This window comes from Microcoleus vaginatus PCC 9802 (assembly GCA_022701275.1).
In the GTDB taxonomy this organism is placed as follows: domain Bacteria; phylum Cyanobacteriota; class Cyanobacteriia; order Cyanobacteriales; family Microcoleaceae; genus Microcoleus; species Microcoleus vaginatus_A.
The window spans coordinates 2,128,075-2,146,729 of sequence record CP031740.1 but is presented as its reverse complement, the minus strand read 5'-3'; the positions used below and the strand labels follow the sequence as shown (position 1 = coordinate 2,146,729).

At 46.8% G+C, this 18,655-nt stretch carries 10 protein-coding genes and 3 pseudogenes; 6 read left to right on the top strand and 7 right to left on the bottom strand.

Annotated features, from left to right (window positions below; translation table 11 throughout):
* Positions 1–50 precede the first annotated feature (50 nt).
* Complete coding sequence (locus D0A34_08785) at positions 51–401, bottom strand: hypothetical protein (GenBank protein ID UNU18955.1); 351 nt, start codon at positions 399–401, stop codon at positions 51–53.
* A 481-nt stretch (positions 402–882) separates the two neighbouring features.
* Here D0A34_08785 and D0A34_08780 point away from each other — a divergent pair, with 481 nt between their 5' ends.
* On the top strand, positions 883–2,109 hold the full coding sequence (locus tag D0A34_08780; GenBank protein ID UNU18954.1) for a zeaxanthin epoxidase: 1,227 nt from the start codon (positions 883–885) through the stop codon (positions 2,107–2,109).
* Between the two features lie 323 nt (positions 2,110–2,432).
* Here D0A34_08780 and D0A34_08775 read toward each other — a convergent pair.
* Positions 2,433–3,138: pseudogene (locus tag D0A34_08775) on the bottom strand (site-specific integrase).
* Between the two features lie 202 nt (positions 3,139–3,340).
* On the opposite strand from D0A34_08775, the gene D0A34_08770 reads away from it, so the two are divergent.
* On the top strand, positions 3,341–3,805 hold the full coding sequence (locus D0A34_08770) for a hypothetical protein (protein UNU18953.1): 465 nt from the start codon (positions 3,341–3,343) through the stop codon (positions 3,803–3,805).
* Between the two features lie 181 nt (positions 3,806–3,986).
* On the opposite strand, the gene D0A34_08765 is transcribed toward D0A34_08770, so the two are convergent.
* The 3 genes from D0A34_08765 to D0A34_08755 form a co-directional block, all read right to left on the bottom strand.
* Positions 3,987–4,301, bottom strand: coding sequence for a hypothetical protein (locus tag D0A34_08765; protein ID UNU18952.1), 315 nt, complete (start codon positions 4,299–4,301; stop codon positions 3,987–3,989).
* A gap of 134 nt (positions 4,302–4,435) precedes the next feature.
* The gene (locus D0A34_08760; GenBank protein UNU18951.1) at positions 4,436–5,236 is read right to left on the bottom strand and encodes a glutathione gamma-glutamylcysteinyltransferase; all 801 of its coding nucleotides are present in this window, start codon (positions 5,234–5,236) and stop codon (positions 4,436–4,438) included.
* A 178-nt stretch (positions 5,237–5,414) separates the two neighbouring features.
* Positions 5,415–7,625 (bottom strand): RNA-binding transcriptional accessory protein, encoded by a 2,211-nt coding sequence (locus tag D0A34_08755; protein ID UNU18950.1) that lies wholly within the window; start codon positions 7,623–7,625, stop codon positions 5,415–5,417.
* 162 nt (positions 7,626–7,787) lie between these two features.
* Between D0A34_08755 and D0A34_08750 the strand changes: the two are divergent.
* Positions 7,788–8,625, top strand: a pseudogene (locus D0A34_08750) (Uma2 family endonuclease).
* 55 nt (positions 8,626–8,680) lie between these two features.
* Here the strand turns inward: D0A34_08750 and D0A34_08745 are convergent.
* Positions 8,681–9,658, bottom strand: coding sequence for a class II fructose-bisphosphate aldolase (locus D0A34_08745; protein UNU18949.1), 978 nt, complete (start codon positions 9,656–9,658; stop codon positions 8,681–8,683).
* A gap of 294 nt (positions 9,659–9,952) precedes the next feature.
* Positions 9,953–10,687, bottom strand: coding sequence for a phosphoadenylyl-sulfate reductase (locus D0A34_08740; protein UNU18948.1), 735 nt, complete (start codon positions 10,685–10,687; stop codon positions 9,953–9,955).
* A 916-nt stretch (positions 10,688–11,603) separates the two neighbouring features.
* Between D0A34_08740 and D0A34_08735 the strand changes: the two are divergent.
* The 3 genes and pseudogenes from D0A34_08735 to D0A34_08725 all read left to right on the top strand — a co-directional run bounded on the left by D0A34_08735 (position 11,604) and on the right by D0A34_08725 (position 18,614).
* A pseudogene (locus D0A34_08735) lies at positions 11,604–11,970 on the top strand (response regulator).
* 257 nt (positions 11,971–12,227) lie between these two features.
* Positions 12,228–12,731: a chemotaxis protein CheW gene (locus D0A34_08730; protein ID UNU18947.1), complete on the top strand. Its 504-nt coding sequence runs from the start codon at positions 12,228–12,230 to the stop codon at positions 12,729–12,731.
* A 90-nt stretch (positions 12,732–12,821) separates the two neighbouring features.
* Entirely contained in the window at positions 12,822–18,614 is a 5,793-nt protein-coding gene (locus D0A34_08725; protein UNU22225.1) for a PAS domain S-box protein, read from the top strand.
* Positions 18,615–18,655 lie beyond the last annotated feature (41 nt).

The window sequence follows — 18,655 nt, the reverse complement described above, 5'->3', positions numbered from 1 at the left end:
GACTATCTCGAGCGCTCATTCTATCACTTTAGCAGTTTTCTGTTGCAGCTTCACCTTTTTACCAGCGAAGAGAAAAATTGGCCCAGCAAGGTTTTAACTTTCCGGTAGAATAGGGTGAGGGAAAGTAGTTCGTCCCCGCGTTGCTCGCTTGGCTTCACTCTTGTGTCGCAATAAGCTTTGGCTGCTGCAAGTGCCGACGAATGCTCGGGAGTTGGCGCATTTTCTGCATCCTCCGAAGCACAAAAAGGATTATGGGAGCGGCCATCACAATTTCCAGGCAATCTGTAATCATCAATAATGGCCCAGAAGTGAGAAGAGCCAACTCCACCAGGCGCAAACTGACTGAAACAATAAATTTTAATCGACTGGTTTTTGTAGGTTTCTTCGTAAACCAAGTCCATAGATGGTGTCATGAGGTTTGGCGCTGCAATTACAAAGTGTTCTGTATCGGCGACCCAATCAGGGAATGCAATCGCCCAGAAAGCGAGATCCCTGTGATTCTAGCAATCCCAACCACCGCCATAGCAAGTCGATCGAATCTCTGGAAATGGAGCGCTCAATCCTGCCGTACTCTTTCCACAGCACCTTCAATTGCTCTAATTCCCCGCCTTTAGTTGGATGTTGTTACTTATTGATGAGCCTTCGGCAGAGCGTTCTGAGAGGACGGGACAATTTCTTGTAGAGCCTTCGTTTGAAATTGCCTGGAGTTTCAGTGAAGCTAGTAGCAGTCGATAAAAATTTAAAATTCGGCTATTTGAACACAGCGAGTCAGTTGGTAATTCCTCACCAATTTCCCTTCTTCAGGCAGTTGTTTTGAAAGGTTCATCCCCCTCACCAGTCAATTGCCTAAATTTTTTCATGTTGTACAGCTCACTCAATAATATGACTTCAATATCAAAGGTAATTATCATCGGCGGTGGAATTGGCGGTCTGACCCTAGCCCGTGCCTGTCTCGATGCCGGCATTGCAGTTGAACTATACGAGAAGCGCGGTTTGGATGCTATGCTCTCAGGACCCGGAGGCATATTCATCCAACGCAATGCTTTGCGCGTCTACAAGCTCTTGCAATCAGGGCAGATTTATCAGCGCTTTTACCATTTGGGAGGCAAGATCCTTAAAGGTGGGTTTTTTGACCAAAAAGGGAAACCCCTCTACATTAACGCTCCTCAATTCATAGACGAAGATGACTTGGGTGTGTGCCTCCTGCGACCTGAACTTCAGCAGATTTTATTGGAAGCCTTGCCAGAGGGAACAGTGCGGACGGACGTTGCCTTTGAGGAATTTGAGGACACGGACAACGGCATTCGGGTATTGTTCTCTGACGGTCGCACTGCTGAGGGTGAGGTCTTAGTAGGTGCTGATGGTCTTTACTCCAAGGTACGGGCTAGGTTGAACGGTAGGGAACGGTTAGAGGACCCTGCGTACAGTGGGACTTGCTGCTGGAGAGGCTACTTTGATGGCTCTGGCTTACCGCTCGATTCACAATACAGTTGGGCCGAATTCTGGGGTCAGGGCACTCGCTTTGGCTACTTCGATGTCGGTGGCGGTGGGTTTGCTTTCTATGCTTTCAACAACACCCCAGTGGGCGGTAATGACGATGCGCTGGGCGGTTCCTTGAATGCCTTGCGCTCCCTGTTTAAAGGCTATGCTGACCCAGTACCAGCTATCATCGAAGCTCTCGACGGGGAGAAGATTTACCGAGATGATATTGTAGATCGGCCACCGCTGGGAACCCAATGGGGGCAAGGGCGAGTTACCTTAATCGGGGATGCCGCGCACCCAGTTCAACCGAGTATCGGTCAAGGGGGCTGTATGGCGGTGGAAGACTCTTTTGAACTAGCTTCACTGCTATTTACTAGCCGAACTGGTGGCGATACTGTTCCTTCCCTATTGCGGCAGTTTGAAGCCAGCCGCACTCAGCGAGTTACTCGCGTATTCAATAGTTCCAGACAAATAGGCAAATTAGCACAGGCGGATACGGCGATCGGATGTTTGTTGCGGAACGCCATCTACAAGCTCACTCCTACAAGGTTGGCTGATTTGCAGTTCAAGTGGTTGTTTGATTATCAACCTCAATGGAATCCGGCCCGTACAAATCCTTCAGAATAAGCTTGAGGGCGAGGAAAGGTGAAATACTCACCTTTCCCAATGCGGTAATTAACTTCTTTGTAGCGATGTTTTTAGTTTTTCTTCGCGCCACTCCATCAATGCCCCCCAAGGAGCCGCCAAGAGAGCAACGCCGTATTTTAGCCGCATCGCCCTTAAGTTCTCCTTTCAGCAGGTTTCGCAGGTGCACCCGCTCCACACGATCGAGAATTGTAACAAATCTAGAGGTGAGAAGTTCTGGCGGGCGTGAGTAAAGCGAGCGTCATTCGAGTTGGGATGCGTGACTGTTAATCCAAAATCTAAAATCTAAAATCTAAAATTGCTCGTCACCAGTCGGGAATTTCTTCAGCCGCGTCGGATAGGGGTTGTGACAGTTGCTCTCTTGCTAACGGCACAGCGGGCAATTCAGCCTGTACGTGGGGAAATACCTTTTTCCCCCTGTAGGAAAGCATGGAAAGAGAGGCGATCGCTCCTCTGACTCTTGATCCGGCTTCACCTCTAAGTAGTGCTGCAATTGTTGGAGGTTGTTGTGACCGCTGATTTCTTGAATAATCCGCAGCGGGATACCCGCGTTGCTCATCTGGGTCAGGGCCGTTCTCCTAAAACTGTGGGTGGAGGCTCCCTTGATGCCGGCGCGATCGAACGCTTCTCTCAAAACCTTGTCCGCTGAGTCGGGGTGCAAATGCTTCCAATGGTGGGAAGGGTGGCAGCCGACGAATAAGTAAGTCTCGCCGGCGCGGGAATGCCAAGATATTAGGAACGATCACAAATCTTCAATGACCGGAATCGTCCTGGTTTGGAGTTTGCCTTTGGTGTTGGCGAAAGCGGAAGTTAATTGTAGAGCCGACAGCGCCAGAGTTCGTGTAGATATGCTTGACCATCAGCGAACAAGCTTCGGCAGTGCGACAGGGAGTGTTAGAGACAAATCCCCAAGAGCGTGCGATCGCGTGAGGTTTGCAAACCTTTGTTGAACAAAAGCTCCATTTCCTGTTGCGTGAGTATTTTGGTTTGCCCGTGCCGTTCTATCTTCATGTTTGGTGTACTCGACCCGACACCAGAAAGTTTGCCGCACTTACTGCATTGCTGCATCGGCCGGGGGTATTTCTTAATGTAGCGTTCTAAGAATCAGCAAGTTTTGGAAGGGCGATGGCAGTTCGGGTGTTGATAGCTATAGCGTGTTTAAATAGTTAAACTTTGGCTTAGGGTAATATTTGCTGTGGAAATTTATAAAGTCATGCTCGAAAACCTAGAAAGCTTTTGCGAGGATTTTAATTATATCGAGAGTGATGGATACTGGGTTGGGGCTGCTTCGACAGGGCCAAATCCTTTTGATTACGTGGAGGTGTACATTTCTGGTGATGCGAATGGACTTAATCCAACTCTCGGAAAAGCAGCAATTCGGGTTCTCAACAACTTTAGTTCAATTGGGTCAGCAGTCAAAGCTTATCTACTTGACATAAAATCAACTACGTTTAAAAAATTCGCAAACGAAGAGGTGGTTATTCAGGTAAATGATTGTCCCAATACCGAAAGTCTCTGGGAATTCCAGTGGCTGAACTTTTGCGATGTTGATAAACTTGATCAATATGAGGTAGTTTGCCAAGTCAATCCACACTTGGCGGCTGGGTACGAGTATTGCCTATGGATTGTAGCCTTACGCAAGGATACTCCTATTTCACACCACGGTAAATTTTGGTAAGGCGTGGATGAGTTGTGATTCAAAATATGTAGTATCAACCTGAGTTCGCAATGGCGCTGTCTATATTTTCTTATTCCGCGATCGCTCGGCGGCTTAGGGGGAGGGAATATACATTTATCACGGCGCAAGCCCAATGGTTCTTCTTTGGAGGTGAATGAGTAAGTGCAAATATAGCCCCTACCTATTTACTATGCCCAAAACGCTCGCACCCAATATGCACCTGCCACTCCACTACTCTGGTAGATTCCGCTAACATACCATCCCGTGCCCGGGGGCTGCTGCTAACAATTGTTTGAGCTTCTTCCACATTTTCTGCCTGAATCACCCAAAGTCCCGTTCCATCATAGGGAAAAAACGGGCCACAACACAGTAGTATTCCTTTCTCCTGTTGCTCGCGAAACCAAGCTAGTTGATTTGGGTCGTGTTCTGGGTGAGCGTTTTTGTAGTCGTAATACTCTGGAATGGTTGCTACAACAACGGCAAAAAGTTTAGACATAATGCTTTTCCAAAACGGATAAAGTTCAAATCAAAAATAGCATAATACTCCAACTGCTTTTGCTCGCACTCGCAGTTTTGTCATTTTTTAGTAAGTGATTGAATGGGAACCTATTCAATGCCTAATTCTCTTTTTTACTGACGCACAACTAGATAGCCACGTGTCTTTTTGGAAATTGAATCAGTAGTATTCATCGCTTTCCAAAGAGTCTCCGTAGAAGCGCATACAGGCGGATATTTATAACTGGCTACGTCTTCAATCAGAAACCGATCGCTTGGCTCGTGATAGGCAGCGAGGGGAGAAATATGCCCGCTTTTACCCTGACCCAAAACAGATCGTTGGTAGTTCACGATTATATAGTCGCCGGAACGGGCAAGGTTAGCTTTAGCTTGGGTACGAAATTGGTTAAGTGTTGTCTCCGACGCATAATAGACCTCAACTTTGACGTTGTGACTTCTGAGCAAAGCCGCTAATTCATCAAGAGTCATGCCCGAAAAAGTGACGGCATAAGAAGAACGGATGCTCTGGGTTTGACCGTCAAAAAAGGTGTCTTGGGTGAGGGGGCGATATCCCTGTTTTTTGCTGCCGAGTGCATTCAGAACCATCACACTACTAGCCACACCACAATAGGCGGGACGTTTTTGAGTTTCAATGTGGGTGCTAAGCGGTTGAAAATCCTGTTTGCTCTTGCTCTGGCTCAATAGCTGTTGTCCGAAGGGTGATTCTAGGGAAACCAAAGTTTTGGGAAGTGGTAGCCGCTCAACAGAAGGTGGTGAGAAGACTTTCCAGGTAATAACGCTTAAACCTGTGCCAACGATTAGTAGAATACCCCCTCCAGCTTTTATTAGTCGCCCTCGCCATCGGTGATTTCTCGACTTGTGATTTAAGTCGATATCATCTCTATCAAGAAGAGTGGGTTGAAAAAAGCAGTCCAAATATTTCTAAATTAATTAAAATCTCTAAAAACTCAAGATTAATAGGGGCGATCGTATAACACGCCTCTTTCTAGATTAGTCGCAAGGGTAAACCTTTACTTGCAACCGTATAATTTTGAGGTTGGTGAGGATTACACAATTATAGCCGATCGCCCTTTTTCAGCTTTCAGCCCTAGTTTTAACGACGGCGCGGGGCCGGAAGCCTCGCGCTATTGCCATTTTGCGGTTGCTGTTTTTCTTGCAGCTTCATCGTCAAACTAACCCGCTTTAACTTCTCATTCACCTCCAAAACCCGCACTTTCACAACTTGTCCGACTTTAACAATCTGTTTGGGGTCATCTACGAATCGATCGGCTAATTGAGAAACGTGAACCAAACCATCTTGGTGCACTCCCACATCAACAAAGGCTCCAAAGTTAGCTACATTCGTGATTATGCCTTCTAATTCCATGCCAACTTGCAAGTCGGAGATTTCTTTGATTCCTGCTTGGAAAGTGGCATACTTAAACTCGGCGCGCGGGTCTCTTCCCGGTTTTTCTAGTTCGGAAATAATGTCTCTGAGTGTTGGTTCTCCCACTTTTTCTGTGACATATTTCTTGATGTTTACAGCCTTGATTTTTTCCGATATTTGTGTTATTCCTGTCAGCGGCAAGTCTAAATCCTTGGCGATCGCCTGCACTACAGGATAACTTTCGGGATGAACTGCGGTATTGTCCAGGGGGTTTTCGCCGCCGCGAATGCGGAGAAATCCGGCTGCTTGTTCAAAAGCTTTTGGTCCTAGTTTGGGAACTTTCAGGAGCTGGCGACGATTTTTAAATGCGCCGTTTTCGTTGCGGTAATTGACGATATTTTTGGCCACTGTTGCCGTCATTCCTGACACAAAGGTCAGCAGTTCTTTGGAGGCTGTGTTTAAGTCTACTCCGACATAATTCACGCAGCTTTCGACTGTTTCATCGAGTTTCTTTTTGAGCAGTTTTTGGTCAACATCGTGCTGGTATTGACCGACTCCTATTGATTTCGGGTCGATTTTCACGAGTTCGGCGAGGGGGTCTTGCAAGCGCCGTCCGATGCTGACTGCGCCACGAACGGTGATGTCGAGGTCTGGAAATTCGGCGATCGCCACTTCGCTTGCTGAATAAATCGATGCACCGGATTCATTCACCATGACTTTAATCGGTTTCCTGTCCATTTCTGCCAATACTTCCGAAACAAATTCGTCTGTTTCCCGCGAAGCTGTACCGTTGCCGATCGCGATTAATTCAATTTTATATTTTTCAATTAAATGCTTGACAATTTTACCAGCTTGCTGGCGCTGAGCGGCCGCTTGGTGGGGAAAAATTGCTTGATATTCTAAAAATTGCCCGGTTTCATCGAGGGCGGAAACTTTGCAGCCCGTGCGAAATCCCGGATCGATCGCCAATGTGGGTTTCATGCCCGCCGGCGCCGACAGCAGCAACTCGCGGAGGTTGGTTTCAAAAGTGGCGATCGACTCGATATCAGCGACGGCTTTGTTGTGCGATCGTACTTCTGTAATTAAGGAAGTCTTCATCAGTCGGTTGAAGGCATCCTTCAAAGTCGATCGATAAAACTCTTTAACTTCCGGTATCCTAGTTCTAATTTCCTGAGCTTCCAAATAAGCCATCACTGCGGATTCATCAAACGCCAGTTCCAAATCTAAGACTCCTTCCGTTTCCCCCCGAAACAGCGCTAACATATTGTGCGATTGAACGCTTCTCGCTGCAACTTGATAATTGCGGTACATTTCAAATTTAGTGCTTCCTTCCGGGAAATCATCTTTAATTTTCGAGACAAAAACTCCTGTTTTCATCAAAAACTCTCGCAAATAAGCCCGCAATTCTGCTTTTTCCGAAACCGCTTCCGCCAAAATATCCGCAGCACCTTTAAGAGCTTCTTCTGCTGTTTTAACGCCCTTTTCTTCCGAAATGTATTTAGCTGCTTCCGCCTCCAAATCTGCTGGTTTAGCCGTCGGTAAGTTCAGAGATTTGATAAAAATTGCCAGCGGTTCCAAACCTTTTTCCCTAGCAATTGTCGCTCGCGTCCGCCGCTTTGGTTTGTAAGGCAGATAAAGGTCTTCTAGTTCGTTTTTTTGCAAACACGATTCGATTTTCGCTTGCAGTTCTTCAGTGAGTTTCCCCTGAGAGCTAATCGTCTCTAAAATCGACTTTTTGCGGTCTTCAATTTCCGTCAGATACGTGAAGCGATCGGAGATATCTCGCAATTGAATTTCATTCAACAAATCCGTGCGTTCTTTGCGGTAGCGGGCAATAAACGGAATAGTTGCTCCCTCGGCGAAAAGTTCCAGAGCATTATTGACTTGAGACAGATTAATGGAAAGTTCTTGAGCAATCAGTTGAGGAATGTCGATCATAGTGCAGAATTTCGGATCAGTCGATTTGAGATTTAAGAGGTGAGATTGACTTCACAAAAGAGAGGAAGAAAAGTTTGCCATAAACGTTTTACAGGGTGTTGGCGCTCGTCCTGCAAGTATTAAAATGATGTTAGCATAAATGCAATCATTCCTCAATATTATATGTTGCCTTTTAAATATCCTGTGTCGCAAACAGAGCCGCCGCGATCGCCCAGAGAAACGCTGCCGACGATGTACGATTTACCCAGCGAAGACCCGGAGGAACCTGGTTTGCGGGAGGAATTTCACGATTTGCAGCCGCAGTTGTTGAGCCTGACGTTTCGACCTCGGAATTATCGAGCTTCTGAGATATTTAGCGGCACTGACATGAACCTTTATTAGGATGTGCATGATACTCTGTGGCACCAGCGGCCCGATTGGTTTCGAGTTGTGGGAGTTCCCCGACTTTAGGATCGCTCAGAACTGCGGATGAGTTACGTTACTTGACCGGAAGGGGTGAATCCTTTGGTAATTGTAGAACTGCTTTCGCCGGGAACAGAAAAAGAAGATTTAGGCGAAAATACCGATGAAAAAAAAGTTGCTACTTCAGTCGGGAAACGCTTCGGGTAACGGGCAAGTTTTGGAGCCGGAGACGAAGGAGGAACCGCCGAGAAAATGGGATGTTTACGAGCAAATGTTTGCGGGTTCGTGTTTATGCCGTTTTCAGTCGCTATACTAACAAATTGCGAGTGTTGGAATTGAAGGGCGGACACTATCAAAAATTAGAATTGCCCTAGTCGCGAGTGTGGATTGCTGGCCTAAGTTTGGGCTTGGGTTTGTGGCAGAGTTTCAGGAAATCGATCGACTGTGGCTGCGCTGGTATGATGTTGATGGCAATTGGATTCTGACTGAAGCGGAACAGCAACGGCAGCGGGTCGAGTCAGCGGAAGCTCAATTGCAGTCTTTAATTCGGCGGCTGCGGGAATCTGGCATCAATCCCGATCGATTTTTAAATGGTTAGAGAGGACTGAAGTCCTGACTAAAAACTGGTTCGCAGTCAGGACTTTAGTTTTTTTTTACTTCAACATAAGACTGAAGGCCTCACTATACACAGGCTTTAACATTTGATCAAAATTTGATTGGTTGCGGCTTGTTTGTTTGTTGCTGGTACTCTTTGCGGTCAAGTTATGCGTATCGACAGAGTGATGCAAATAAGCTTTACCGACAGAACCGAAAAGTTGCAGTTTGTCAGAAATGACCCATCGCATGGCATCGATAGCTTTTTCCATTATTTCCAACAAATCGGGATGTGCCTCAGAAATGCTACTTTTTAACACGTCCATATAAGCTTCGCGAACTTCTGTATTCACATTAAATTTCGATACTCCGAATTCAATACATTGATGAATCATTGATTCCGGCAAACCGCTAGCACCGTGCATTACTAACGGCACTGAAACAGCAGCACGGATTTTTTCCAAACGAGGAAAATCTAGTTTTGGTTCACTGAGATATTTGCCGTGAACGTTACCAATTGTTACGGCTAAAAAATCCACCTTAGTTTCTTTGATAAACTCTACTGCTGCCACTGGATCGGTCATTTTTGCAGCTTTCTCATCGATTGTCAAACCGTTTTCCCTGCCACTAATTCTGCCGATTTCTGCTTCAACTGCCGCACCGTTAGCGTGGGCTAATTTAGTCATTTCCCGGCTAAATATTAAGTTTTGTTCGTATGGCAAAGGAGAACCGTCTGCCATAATTGATTTAATGCCGGCGGCTAGACCGATGTGAATGTCTTTTTCTGAGGTGCCGTGATCTAAGTGTACTGCGATCGGCACTAAAGATTTGCGGGCCGCTTTGATGCACAGCCCGACTAAAGGCGATTTTCCGTATAGGAGGGCGCTGGGGTGAAGTTGCAGTATAGCAGGACTGTGCAGGGCTTCTGCGGCATTGATGACGGCTGTTACTCCTTCGAGGTTGTAAACGTTAAAAGCGCCGATCGCATAACCACTTCTCAAGGCCGTGTTCAGCAATTCCCTAGTAGAGGCGAGCATATAGTACCTACTTTAAAAACTTTTCTGAATGTTGATCATTCTATCAAAGTTTTAGGGCAAGCTCAGCTTAATTTGTGTTTATTTTAATTGCGAATTCTTCCGCTAGCATTTATTCTGAATGTCGAGCATTCTCTCAAAGTTCTAGGGCAAGCTCATCTTAATTTGTGTTTATTTTAATTGCGAATTCTTCGGCTACGATTTATGTGAAGTGCTTTTATTCTTGGGTAAGGTGCGCTAGGCGCACCCTACTATTTGTTTGGTGCGCCTAGCGCACCTTACTCCTTAAGTGATTTACTATGTTTGCGCGTTACCAGCGTGCAAACCGCACTCTTTTACGGTCGCTTCTTCCCACCACCAGCGGCCTTCGCGTTCGTGTTGGTTCGGCAATACCGGCCTCGTACAAGGTTCGCAACCAATACTTACAAAACCGCGTTCGTGCAACTTGTTGTAAGGCACATCCAAAGCGCGAATGTATTCCCAAACCTCTGCCGAAGACCAGTTTGCTAAGGGGTTGAATTTAATTAATTCATGGTCGGGAGTGGAGAATGCAGTGTCAACTTCAATAACCGGAATATGGTTGCGGGTACTGGGACTTTGGTCTTTGCGTTGACCGGTAATCCAAGCATCGAGAGTATTCAGTTTGCGGCGCAGCGGCTTGACTTTCCGCACGCCGCAGCATTCTTTGTGACCGTCTTGATAAAAACTAAACAATCCCTTTTCATCTACTAGGGCTTGTACTTCTGCGGCATCGGGAAACATTACTTCTAATTTAATGCCGTAATGTTTTCTGACTTGATCCAAAAACTGATAAGTTTCTGAGTGCAAGCGTCCGGTGTCTAGGGTGAAAACGCGGAAGTTTTTGGTAATTTTTGAGGCAATATCGATCAGAACTACATCTTCAGCCCCGCTGAAAGAAATGGAGATATTGTCAAAATTTTCTAGGGCAAATTTGAGAATGTCTCGCGGTGTTTTTTGACTGTATTCTGCTTCTAGCGCGGCAATGTTGAGATTTCTTTGGATGGCAACCATATGTTCGGGTTTTCAGTGTTCTTTTCCTCTAGCCCTTTATTATAGCCGATCGCCGTCTCTCCCTCACCGACTAATTTGACAATCAAGCAATGTCGTCCGGGGCCCCCGGATTCATCCGTGAAGCGAGGAAAAAGCTCTGAATGCTCATCACCAGCCCCCGGATTTATCAGTGGGAGCGCTTTCTTCAATTCTAAAATCTAAAATCTATTGATCGCATCTTCCAGCAGTGTTTGCTGCTGGGTTCACAACCAAGCTCAAGGATGGCGATCGGCTGCTGGTAGTAGTTTGGGTGAACCCAACACTCCTCTACTGGGTAATATGGGACTGCCACGCGATCCATTGAATTTGCCCCCCAATTATAAATTATAGACAATAAAATTATTTAAATGTCTGTGTTACAATCCTCAATTTTGACCTGTCTCATTAATAAAATAATAGCGGTTAGTAAGCGATATTGTGCTGTTTTTAACTAAAAAAAATTCCCTCAATACCACTAATAAGACCGCTATAGCTACTTTGAAATTGCTGTTAAGGGCGCTAATTAAAAAAATAGCCTGCATTGTTTAGGCAATGCTCTAAACTAGGTGAGGGGGAATAAAGCTAAAACAATATCATACAAAATCCGGCTTTGGTCTTGCGATCAATGCTTCTACTAAGACCTGTTGGTTTCCAAACGGCGAATTACCACTGATAAATTACTAATTGCCGATTAATTTATTCAGAGGGATTCCGTTAGCAAAGTAAATTTTTATCGGTTTTTATCAGGGACAGCTAACCTTCAGCCATACGATCGGCTATATTGTATTTAGAAGTACATTAATTTGTCCGCAAAGCGGTCTAGTCTCATCGCCGCCGGTCGCGCCAGCTTCTGAATAAACGTAGTCCGCTGTCAATAACAGCCAGGAAGTGTGGAATCATGTCAAAAATTTTAGTAGTGGACGATGTTAAGAGCGAACTAGAAATCATCTGCCGCATTCTTCAAGATGCCGGGACTGGATGTGATCCGGGCAGGCGACGGCGAAGAAGCGATCGCCATGATCCGCAAAACCCATCCGGCTCTCGTCGTTTTAGATGTAGTGATGCCACGAATGAACGGGTTTGAAGTGATCAGAGAATTGCGGGGCGATCGCGCAACTGCTAAATTGCCCATAGTATTTTGTACTCATAAAAACACCGAGATCGATAAAGCTTGGGGAACTGATTTAGGCGCCGACGCTTACGTTAGCAAACCCTTTGAACCTCAGCAACTCGTCCACATAGTGCAGCGTCTGCTTTCCCCGTAATCCGAATATAAAGTTATCGGCAGGTTTCTAAAAAATATTATACCGACAAACTCCCTTTTTTAAAAAAAACTGGGTTTTTGAAACCCAGAAAAGTTTTATATTTAATGATAGCAACCTGCTTAGTGGCCAACCGGCGATTTATTTAACAGAAACATTTGACGCACCAAAACTGATGCAAAAAAACTAGATCGGCGATCGACTTTAGAGTCAAAGCAAACTTCTAATTTGTAAGCTACAGTATAAACTAAAAATAAGCCATGAAAATAACGGCTCCCCTAGCTGGGGGGAATCAGACCAGTATAACAAAGCAATTTCTCCTGTTCGGTCAAGGAGACAGTCTGTTCGGCATAGAATTAGAGGCAGTGCGGGAAGTCCTTTCGCTCAAGGAACAACCGATTTCCCTGGTTCCCAACACCCTGCCATTTTTGCTGGGATTAACCAACTTGCGGGGCGAAATCTTAGCAGCAGCAGACTTCGGACTGTTCGTGGGTATTGAGTCGGTTGACATCTACCACCCAAACAGCCGCATCTTAGTTGTAGAAGCGCCCGATCCACGAGACGTGAGATTGTTGTCGAGAATCCGCCTGGGATTAGCCGTCTCCCACGTCGAAGGAGTTTTACCTCTCCATCCCGATCGCATTGTCTCAGCACTAGATGTGAGTCCCGACCTAGCTCCATTCTTAAAAGGTCTGTACAATTCCGAAGGACGCTTGCTAATGATTGTCGATGTAGAAGCGATCGCCAATTCCGAACGCTGGTAAAAATCCACCCTACACATAAGTCTGCAACGGCTTTGCATCTATAAATTTAACTAACGATCGCCCGCATCCGATTTGCCCATGCTTAATTTTATGCTCAAACTTCTCTATACCTGGCTCGCAACAACTTTCACCCTGACATTGCCTGACTTGTCGCCATCGCTGGTAGCTGGGGCTGCTAATGTCATCATTTCTGGTTGTTACTTTGCCATCGCCTGGCTAATCAGCTTAGCTCTGTGGCGAAACCGTCAATTCGGGTTCGACATCTTCGCCATAGTCACAGCAGGCATATTTTGGACTTGCGCTTTCGGCCACAGCGGCCACGCTGCCGAATACCTAGGACTGCCGCACTCTCCGGTGGTGCAAACTGTGTTCGATTGGATCACTGTAATTGCGGCGATCGCTTTTTTGAGTTTGTCCAACCGCTACGGCTTCTTAGTAGGTTCCACCCGCATCCTTAACGCTAAAAAAGAAACAGAACAAGCGCTGAGCGAAACTACCCAGCGATTTCACGCAATCTTCGACCAAGCTTTTCAAGCGATCGCATTATTGGAGGCAGACGGTACTCTGATCGAAGCCAATCAGACAGCCCTAAAATGGGGGGATTTCCCAGCATCCGAAGTGCAGGGGCTGAAATTTTGGCTGACACCAGGGTGGGCATCATCCCCAACCAACCAGCAGCGCCTAAAAACGAACATTCAACAAGTTTCTGCCGGAAATTTTGTCCGGGAAGAATACGAAATCACCGGAGCTAACAACCAGGTAACAGTAATTGACTTGTCGTTTAAGCCGCTGTTAAATGCAACAGGAGAAGTATTTCAAATCCTCGCCGAAGGCCGGGAGATTACCAAGCGCAAACAGGCCGAATCCGCCTTGCAGCAGCTAAGCGCAGAACTAGAGCAGCGAGTGAATGAAAGAACCGAGCAGCTCCTGCAAACTAACACACAATTGGAACAGGAAATTCTCGATCGCACCGCAGCCCAAGAGCAATTAAAAGCCTCAGAACAATTCTTAAACAACATCCTCAACAGCATCCCCGACCCGCTTTACGTCAAAGATCAACAGCACCGCTGGATAAAATTAAATGATGCGTTTTGTCAATACATAGGTCACAGCAGAGAAGAACTAATTGGCAACTGCTACGACCAGTTTTTGCCCAAAGAGGAAGCAGAGAAATATCGAGAAAAAGACGAATTAGTTTTCTTGACAAATACCAGCATCGAAATCCAAAAAACTATCCAAGATCCAGCAGGAAACACCCGCTTTCTCTCCGCCAAAAAATCTACTTTTGTAGATACCGACGGCAGGAAATTTCTCGTTTCCTCGATGAGAGATATCACCAAGCGCGTGCAAATGGAAGAACAACTGCGCCAGACACTCGCAGAAGTAGAAAGCTCCCAAAACTTGCTGCGGACAGTGATTGACGCTACCCCAGACTGCATCTTCGTCAAAGATCGAAATTCGCGCTATACCCTAGTCAATGCAGGTTTCGCCACCGCCTTCGGCAAAACTCAAGCAGAAATTATCGGCAAAGACGACGCAGAAATCGGCATATCGGTCGATCGAATCTTTGGCAGCTTCCAGGCCCAAACCGATTCCCAGAACCAAATCCAAAACTTCCGGGCAGACAACCATCTAGCCTCGAACTCCAACGACTTAGCCACCTTAGCCGACGGCAAAGTACACAGCTTTGACACCCTGAAATTGCCTCTCAAAGATGCAGAAGGCAACATTTTAGGAATGCTCGGGTTGGCGCGCGACATCACACAGCGCCGCAAATCTGAAGAAGAACTATTGCGGTTCAAAGCAATTTTAGAAACCACAACAGACTGGGTAGGCATCGCCGACTCCCAACAGCGCACCATTTATCTCAACCGCGCAGCCCGAGAAATGTTGAGAGTTGGCGAAAACGCAGATTTAGCCGGATTCAGCATTTCCGACCTGACATCGCCCAAAAGTATCGACACTCTTATCAACGTCGGCATCCCCGCAGCTTGCCGGGAGGGGGCGTGGAGTGGCGAGGCAATGTGGCGAACTTTAGACGGCAAAGAAATACCAGTTTCTCAAGTAATTATTGCTCACAAATCCGAGAATGGAGAAATTGAATTTCTGTCAACTATCGCCCGCAACATTACAGAAAGCAAGCGCATAGAAGAAGCCTTGCAGCAGAACTTGCAAATGCTTGACCTGGCAAGCGACGCCTTGATCGTTCGCGATATGGACGGCACGATTAATTATTGGAATCAGGGAGCCGAACGGATGTACGGCTGGACAAAAAAAGAAGCCTTGGGGAAACTCACCCATATTCTATTACACAGCACTTTTTCCCAGCCTTTAGCAGCTATATGGGCACAGTTAGAAGAGCAGGATTATTGGGAAGGAGAAATAACTCACACCACCAATTATGACACTAAAATCACCGTATTCAGCCGCTGGAATTTGCAGCGAGACGAACAGGGAAAACCCAAAGCAATTTTAGAAACTAACAACGATATCACGGAGCGCAAGCAAGCCGAAATCGAAAAGCAAAGATTGATTGCGATCGTAGAAAGCAGCTCGGATTTTATCGGCACGGCAACCCTGGAGGGACAGGGAACATACCTGAATGCCGCTGGAATTAAACAAGTAGGATTACACAATATTGAAGAAGTCAGAAGCAAAAGTATGTATGACTTCTTCTCAGTAGAAGATGCTAAGATTTTCAAAGAAGAAATCGTGCCGGCTACTGTGCGTGACGGTTTTTGGCAGGGTGAATTCCGCTTGAGGAACTTTCAAACCGGCGAAGACTTTCCGGTTGACTTCACCCTATTTACAGTCAAACACCCAGAAACCGGCGAGCCTATCGGGTTCGCAACAGTTACTCGCGACATCAGCGATCGCAAACGCGCAGAAGAGATGCTGCGCGATCGCGAAAGACTATTCCGAGCCATTTTCGACCAATCGTTCCAATTCATAGGTCTGCTCAAACCGGACGGCACCGTTTTGGAAGCCAACCAAACAGCCCTGGCCGCCGCAGGCCTGCTGAGCGAAGAAATAATAGGCGCTCAGTTTTCCGAAACCCTGTGGTGGCAGATTTCCCCAGAAACCAAGCAACAGATACGAGAAGCGATCGTCTCTGCAGCCGCCGGCGAGGTAGTCCGCTACGAAGTGGACGTGCTAGTTGCAGGCGGTGCAGTAGTAACCGTTGACTTCTCCATCAAACCCATCAAAGACGAGAGCGGCAAAGTCGTGCTGCTAATTCCAGAAGGTCGCGACATCAGCGATCGCAAAGCCCTAGAACGAGAATTAGTTTTGCGTCAAAGTCGCTTTGACGCATTTTTCGCAGCCGCCCCCACCTCAATGTGTATTTTTGACGAGCAGTTGCGCTTCGTGCAAGTCAACGAGAAATTAGCGGCAACCACCGGCGTCTCAGTTGCCGAACACTTCGGTAAGACGGTGAGGGAAGTTATACCCGAAATGGTCGATACCCAAGTGCCGATGTTGCAGCAGATTCTCGCCACCAACCAACCCTTGTTAAACGTTGAGGTGTCGGGATCATTCTTCAACGAACCGGGCGTCCTCCGAGATTGGCTGGCGTCATACTTTCCTTTGCCCGGATCTGACGGCAAACCAATCGGTATCGGGGTTGTGGGGATCGAAATTACCGATCGCAAAAAAGCAGAATTAGAGCGCGATCGATTTTTTACTCTTTCCCTAGACTTGGTTTGTATTATAGATTTTGAAGGCAAATTCAAGCGCATCAATCCCGCTTGGGAAAAAACTCTCGGCTACGCGCCGCTTGAACTCGAAGACAACTATTATATCGATTTAGTCCATCCAGACGATCGCGAATCAACCCTAGAACAAGCGGAAAAAGTAGCCGGCGGCTCCGAATTAAAGTCTTATGAAAATCGCTACCGCTGCAAAGACGGTTCCTACAGGTGGCTGTCGTGGAAAGTGCGACCTGTAACCGAACAAAAGCTCATGTATGCAGTCGCTCGGGACGTTACTGAAAACAAACAGGCACTTAATCAATTACAAGAAACAACAGCCCAATTAGCCCGTTCCGAAGACCAATTTCGGCAGCAAAGCAATCTCCTGGAACTGCTAATAAACAGCATTGGCGACGGCATAATTGCTGCCGACGAAAATAACAATTTTCTTTTGTTCAACCCCGCCGCCGAAGATATCTTTGGCATGGGTTCGACAGAGACTCTTCCCAACGAATGGTCGGCAAAATACGGTTTATTCTTGCCCGATACGGTAACTCCCTATCCCCCAGCCGAAATACCTTTAGCGCGCACGGTTCGAGGAGAATCCTTTGACGACGTAGACCTTTTCACCCGCCACGCAGGCAAGCCTGAGGGTCTGTGGGTGAAAGTTAACGGCCGGCCGCTCAAAGACGAAACGGGGGCGCTTAAAGGCGGCGTAGTCGTTTGTCGCAACGTCACCGAACAAAGAGCCTCCCAGCAGCGAATGCAGCAGTTGGCAGAGACACAGGAACGCTTGCTGCAAGAACTCAAAACGCGGCAAAATGCCCTAGACGAAGCTGCGATCGTCAGCGAAACTGATGTCCAAGGCATAATTTCCTACGTCAACAACAGATTCCTTGAAATCTCCGGTTACAACATAGGAGAACTCCTGCACCGCAACCACCGCCTCGTCAATTCCGGCTACCATCCCAAATCATTTTTTGAAGAAATGTGGGTGACAATTTCTCGCGGTTTAGTGTGGAAAGGGGAAGTCAAAAACCGACGCAAAGATGGCTCGTTTTACTGGGTAGATTCGACGATCTCTCCCATTTTTGATACCACCGGCACAATAGTCAAATATATCGCCATTCGCTTTGATATCACGGAGCGCAAAGAAGCAGAAGAACGACTAGGAAAACTGGCAGCCGAACGTAAAGCTGAAGCTGATTCTCTGACTCAGCAAGTCGTTAAATTGTTGGGAGAAATTAAAGGCGCGGCTCAAGGCGACTTGACAGTCAGGGCGGAAGTGACTAACGACGTTTTAGGTGCTGTCGCCGACTCTTTCAACTTCTTAATCGGTTCTCTGCGGAAAGTGGTAACGGGAATTCAAAATTTAGCCGAACAGGTAACATCTGCCACCGACGAGTCAATTAACAATACCAGTCAACTCACCCAACAGGCAGAAATTCAAGCAGCAAAAATATCTGCCATCATGCGCGAAATCGAGCGGATTGTGAATTCGATCCGCGACGTGCGAGATGTTTCGGTGCGGGCTGAAACAGTGGCTCAGCAGTCTTCTCAAACGGCTGAAGTCGGCGGTATGGCGGTCGATCGAGCTGTCGAAGGCATTAACGGGCTGCGGTTGACGATCGCCTCTACCTCAAAAATGATGAAGCGTTTGGGCGAATCTTCGCAGCAAATTGGCAAAATTGTGACTTCGATTTCTCAACTTGCTTCGCAAACTAATTTATTAGCTCTCAATGCTACTATTGAGGCGGCGCGAGCCGGCGAACAAGGTTTAGGCTTTGCAGTTGTAGCCGAAGAAGTGCGGAAATTAGCAGAAAGATCCGCCGGCGCTACTGAGGAAATCTCGGAAATTGTCGGTACAATTCAAGAAGAAATCAGCCGCGTGATGAAGGCAATGGAATCCGGGACGCTGGAGGTAGTGGAAGGTACTAAGCTGGCAAGCGAAGCTAAAACTCACCTCAATGCCATCATCGAAGTTAGTCGAGAAATGAATGCTTTGGTGCAGAATATTACTATCGCATCTGCCAAGCAAACTGTTTCGGCTGAGGGAATTGCTAACAGTATGCAGCAAGTCAACGAGATTGCTAACACGACTGCACAAAAAGGTGCGGATGTCAAAGCATCTTTGGACGAGCTGTCTGGTTCTCTGGGCCAATTGCAAAAGTCGGTGGCGAATTTCCGCAGTTAGTTCAGTTGACAGTTGACAGTTGACTGTTGAGAGTTGACAGT

Excerpts from the sequence above, each read along its gene's own strand:
- D0A34_08730 (UNU18947.1), top strand. The coding sequence starts at position 12,228 with ATGAAAATAACGGCTCCCCTAGCTGGGGGGAATCAGACCAGTATAACA.
- D0A34_08770 (UNU18953.1), top strand. The coding sequence starts at position 3,341 with ATGCTCGAAAACCTAGAAAGCTTTTGCGAGGATTTTAATTATATCGAG.
- D0A34_08765 (UNU18952.1), bottom strand. The coding sequence starts at position 4,301 with ATGTCTAAACTTTTTGCCGTTGTTGTAGCAACCATTCCAGAGTATTAC.
- D0A34_08725 (UNU22225.1), top strand. The coding sequence starts at position 12,822 with ATGCTCAAACTTCTCTATACCTGGCTCGCAACAACTTTCACCCTGACA.
- D0A34_08755 (UNU18950.1), bottom strand. The coding sequence starts at position 7,625 with ATGATCGACATTCCTCAACTGATTGCTCAAGAACTTTCCATTAATCTG.
- D0A34_08780 (UNU18954.1), top strand. The coding sequence starts at position 883 with ATGACTTCAATATCAAAGGTAATTATCATCGGCGGTGGAATTGGCGGT.
- D0A34_08740 (UNU18948.1), bottom strand. The coding sequence starts at position 10,687 with ATGGTTGCCATCCAAAGAAATCTCAACATTGCCGCGCTAGAAGCAGAA.
- D0A34_08745 (UNU18949.1), bottom strand. The coding sequence starts at position 9,658 with ATGCTCGCCTCTACTAGGGAATTGCTGAACACGGCCTTGAGAAGTGGT.
- D0A34_08785 (UNU18955.1), bottom strand. The coding sequence starts at position 401 with ATGGACTTGGTTTACGAAGAAACCTACAAAAACCAGTCGATTAAAATT.